Here is a 3,181-nt window from a genome sequence, read left to right as displayed (position 1 = left end):
TGAGTGTGGTCACCTGAGTTGGCCCCAGTTGGGTCGGTTTTCTTCACGAATTTTGGCTCCATCTGGGCGGTGATGCGTTACGCGGTGGGGCGAGCGTGTCGTCGCCAATATTGGCCCCACCTGGGATGCGATTTCCACGTCAGTCGTCATCGGCGTGGAGGTTGGGGAATGGCGCGGTCGAGAGTGGAGCTGTTCGAAAAGATCAGGCGGGACAGGCGGGTCGAGGAGTTGTCGATCCGAGAGTTGTCGGAGCGTCATCGGGTGCATCGGCGCACGGTGCGCCAGGCATTGGCTTCGGCGGTCCCGCCGCCGCGTAAGGCCTATGCGCGTCGGTCGCGGCCGGCGATCGATCCGTTTGTGGAGGTGATCGACTCCTGGCTGCTGGGGGATCGAGAGGTGCCGCTCAAGCAGCGCCATACCGCGCGTCGGATCTGGCAACGGCTGGTAGCGGAGCACGGTGCGCAGTTGGCGGAGGTGACGGTGTCGCGCTATGTCGCCCACCGCAGAAGTGAGCTGGATCTGGATCGGGTCGAGGTGATGGTGCCCCAGACCCATACCCCCGGTGCCGAAGCCGAGGTCGACTTCGGCGAGTTCTACGCCACCATCGCCGGGGTGTTGATCAAGGTGTGGATGTTCGTGATGCGCCTGTCGCACTCGGGTAAGGCGTTCCACGTGGCGTTTGCCACCCAGGCTCAAGAAGCGTTCTTGGAAGGGCATGTGCTTGCGTTCGAGCACCTCGGTGCGGTTCCGGCTCGGATCCGCTATGACAACCTCAAGCCCGCGGTGGTGCGGGTGCTACGGGGTCGAGACCGGGCTGAATCCGAACGATTCATCGCTCTGCGCAGCCATTATGGCTTCGACGGGTTCTTTTGCCGGCCCGGCAAGCAAGGCGCCCACGAAAAGGGCGGCGTGGAAGGAGAGATCGGCAGATTCCGCCGTACGCATCTGGTGCCGGTTCCCAAGGTTGCGTCGTTGGCGCAGCTCAATGACTTGATCGCTGCCGCCGATTGGGCCGATGATGCGCGGGTGATCACCGGGCGACCGGTCACCGTCGCGGCGGCGTTCGCCGCTGAACGTGCGCACCTGATGGCGCTGCCGGACGAGGCATTTGACGCAGCCCGGCTGTTGGCGGCCCGCGTCGATAACCGGGCCCGGGTCTGCGTGCGGGGGTGTTACTACTCGGTGCCAGTGCGCTACGCCGGGCGGCGGCTACCGGTGCGGCTGTCTGCGACTCAGGTTGAGGTCCTCGATGGCGCTGCGGTAGTGGCCGCCCATGAGCGCGTGGCCGGCAGATACGTTGAGGTCCTGACCTTGGATCACTACCTGGAGGTGCTCAAGACCAAACCGGGTGCGCTGCCAGGGGCGACCGCGCTGGCCCAAGCCAAGGCGTGCGGGGCATTTACCGTTTCCCACCAACGGTATTGGGACGCCGCCCGCCAGCAACGCGGCGATCGGGCGGGCACTGCGGCGTTGATCGAGGTCCTGCTAGCCCATCGCAGCCTGCCCGCCGCAGCGGTGATCGCTGCGATGGACAAAGCGGTCGATGCCGGCACGCTCGACCCGCAGGTTGTGCTCATCGATGCCCGTCGCCACGCCGGCGAAACCCTCGCCCCAGTCATCGCGATCGGTGCGCTGGCCCGCTATGACCGGCCCGCCCCGACACTAAGTGGCTACGACGACCTACTGGCCACCAGCGCAACGACACAGGCCGCGCCGTGAGTGCACGAACCGAGGACGCCGCCCAAGCCGCCATCGGCGCCGCAGCCCGCGAACTGCACTTGCCCACCGTCCGTGACGAAGCCGCCCGCTTGGCTGAGATCGCCGTGCGAGAACGCCAAACTCACCTGGGTTTCCTCGCTGAAGTCCTCACCGCCGAAGTCGACGACCGCAACGACCGGCGCCGCGCCCGGCGCATTAACGAAGCGAAATTCCCTCGACTCAAACGGATCTGCGAGTTCAACACCAACGCCGTGCCCTCGATCACCGCCGCCCAACTGGCAACCCTAGCCAGCGGAGCCTGGATCGAGGCCGGCCAACCCCTGGTGCTGCTCGGCGACTCCGGCACCGGCAAAACACATCTGCTCATAGGGCTGGGCCTGGCCGCCTGCGAACAAGGCCGCCGAGTCCGCTACGTGACCACCGCCGCACTGGTCAATGAGCTCGTCGAGGCCGCCGACGCCCGGCAACTATCCCGCGTCGTCGGCCGCTACGCCCGCCTTGATCTGCTGCTGCTCGACGAACTGGGCTACGTCCAAATCGACACCCGCGGAGCCGAACTGCTGTTCCAGATCATCACCGAACGAGAAGAACGCGCCAGCATCGCCATCGCCACCAACCTGCCGTTCAGCGAATGGGGAACCGTCGTCGCCGACCCACGTTTGGTCGCCGCGATCGTCGACCGAATCACCTTCAACGCCCACATCCTCGAGACCGGCACCCAGTCCTACCGACTACGCACCAGCAAAACCCGCCGGACCACCAAGACCCCCTAACCAGCGAGAGGAAAACGATCATGCCCGACATCACCCTCAACAGCGCCCACGCCGCCGAATTCGCCGACCTGCTGGGCTGCCTGCGTGACTGGATCGACCTGGAGCAAGACCAACTCGACCCGCTGGCGACCAAGCACGGCTACGACATCAACGGCATGCGCATCGGCCTCGACCAACTCGCCGCGCTGCTGACCCGCAACGACGACGAACCGGCGTACTGATGACAGGCACAACCACCGACCACCTCACCGCCGCCCAACTGGCTGATCAGGCCGCGCACGCCATCTGCGAGCTCACCCGCCGCACCCACCCGACCGGCGACGGCCTCGTCTATCCGGCCGATACCGCCGCAATCATCGCCACCCTGGCGCAGATAACCGGCATGCTCCCGCAATTGCTCGCCCAGTTCACCCGCTGGCTGGCACACCAGCACCAACACGGCCGGCTGGCCCTCGACTCACTCGCACCGCAGCCCGACCTCGCCTCGGCGATGCAGGCTCTGACCAGCAGCCTGCAACACGCCAGCGCACACGCGAAGGACACTGCCACAGAACTCGACACCGCACACCAACACACAGCACAGCTCGCCGCCGCCGCCCAACCAGCTACCAACAATCAACGCCCGAACACCAACGCCCGGGGCCAAAATTCATGCAGATCAGTGGGGCCAAATCACTTGACGAAACGCA

Annotated in this window: 4 protein-coding genes; all 4 read left to right on the top strand. The window is 65.8% G+C overall.

Annotation, left to right across the window (positions count from 1 at the left end; all coding sequences use genetic code 11):
- Positions 1 to 168 precede the first annotated feature (168 nt).
- Positions 169 to 1,719 (top strand): IS21 family transposase, encoded by a 1,551-nt coding sequence (istA, locus tag K6T84_RS23720; RefSeq protein WP_329786983.1) that lies wholly within the window; start codon positions 169 to 171, stop codon positions 1,717 to 1,719.
- Positions 1,716 to 2,492, top strand: a complete 777-nt coding sequence (gene istB, locus K6T84_RS23715; RefSeq protein WP_329786982.1) for an IS21-like element helper ATPase IstB — start codon at positions 1,716 to 1,718, stop codon at positions 2,490 to 2,492. Before istA ends, istB begins: the two co-directional genes overlap by 4 nt.
- A 20-nt stretch (positions 2,493 to 2,512) precedes the next feature.
- Positions 2,513 to 2,713 carry a hypothetical protein gene (locus K6T84_RS23710; RefSeq protein WP_329786981.1) on the top strand — a complete coding sequence of 67 codons (201 nt, stop codon included), beginning with the start codon at positions 2,513 to 2,515 and terminating at the stop codon, positions 2,711 to 2,713.
- A partial coding sequence (locus tag K6T84_RS23705; RefSeq protein ID WP_329786980.1) for a hypothetical protein occupies positions 2,713 to 3,181 on the top strand: 469 nt, incomplete at its 3' end. The genes K6T84_RS23710 and K6T84_RS23705, both read left to right, overlap by 1 nt.

The organism is Mycobacterium zoologicum (assembly GCF_020181635.2).
In the GTDB taxonomy this organism is placed as follows: domain Bacteria; phylum Actinomycetota; class Actinomycetes; order Mycobacteriales; family Mycobacteriaceae; genus Mycobacterium; species Mycobacterium zoologicum.
Note: the sequence above shows the minus strand (reverse complement) of the source record. Positions and strands in the feature narration are given on the sequence as shown.